Annotated in this window: 1 rRNA gene (only partly in view); it reads left to right on the plus strand. The window is 51.6% G+C overall.

What is annotated here, in order from left to right:
- Positions 1–1,176, plus strand: a 23S ribosomal RNA gene (locus MTF68_RS19625); its annotated part reaches 1,270 nt to the left of the window's first position; the annotation flags it as partial.
- Between the last annotated feature and the right edge of the window lie 52 nt (positions 1,177–1,228).

A 1,228-nucleotide genomic window follows, 5' to 3' on the forward strand; every position in this document is an offset into this window, starting at 1 on the left:
CTCTCTAAGCGGACGGGAGCCGCAGTGACCAGGTGGCTGGGACTGTTTATTAAAAACACAGCACTGTGCAAAATCGCAAGATGACGTATACGGTGTGACACCTGCCCGGTGCCGGAAGGTTAATTGATGGGGTTAGTTTTCGGACGAAGCTCTTGATCGAAGCCCCGGTAAACGGCGGCCGTAACTATAACGGTCCTAAGGTAGCGAAATTCCTTGTCGGGTAAGTTCCGACCTGCACGAATGGTGTAACCATGGCCACGCTGTCTCCACCCGAGACTCAGTGAAATTGAAATCGCAGTGAAGATGCTGTGTACCCGCGGCTAGACGGAAAGACCCCGTGAACCTTTACTACAGCTTGGCACTGAACATTGAACCTACATGTGTAGGATAGGTGGGAGACTTTGAAGCAGCGACGCTAGTTGTTGTGGAGTCGTCCTTGAAATACCACCCTTGTAGTTTTGATGTTCTAACGTTGGCCCCTGAATCGGGGTTACGGACAGTGCCTGGTGGGTAGTTTGACTGGGGCGGTCTCCTCCCAAAGAGTAACGGAGGAGCACGAAGGTTGGCTAAGTACGGTCGGACATCGTACGGTTAGTGTAATGGTAGAAGCCAGCTTAACTGCGAGACAGACACGTCGAGCAGGTACGAAAGTAGGTCATAGTGATCCGGTGGTTCTGAATGGAAGGGCCATCGCTCAACGGATAAAAGGTACTCCGGGGATAACAGGCTGATACCGCCCAAGAGTTCATATCGACGGCGGTGTTTGGCACCTCGATGTCGGCTCATCACATCCTGGGGCTGAAGTCGGTCCCAAGGGTATGGCTGTTCGCCATTTAAAGTGGTACGCGAGCTGGGTTTAGAACGTCGTGAGACAGTTCGGTCCCTATCTGCCGTGGGCGTTTGAGAATTGAGAGGGGTTGCTCCTAGTACGAGAGGACCGGAGTGAACGAACCGCTGGTGTTCGGGTTGTCATGCCAATGGCATTGCCCGGTAGCTACGTTCGGAACTGATAAGCGCTGAAAGCATCTAAGCGCGAAGCAGGCCTCGAGATGATTTCTCACTAGACTTTTAAAGTCTCTGAAGGGCCGTTGAAGACTACAACGTTGATAGGCAAGATGTGGAAGTGGTGTGAGCCATTAAGCTAACTTGTACTAATTACCCGTGAGGCTTAACCATACAACGCCAAACGCGTTTTGTGACAGAAACAAGCGACAGAAGTTAATAGCTA

The organism is Pseudoalteromonas sp. 2CM37A (assembly GCF_023161885.1).
GTDB lineage: Bacteria > Pseudomonadota > Gammaproteobacteria > Enterobacterales > Alteromonadaceae > Pseudoalteromonas > Pseudoalteromonas atlantica.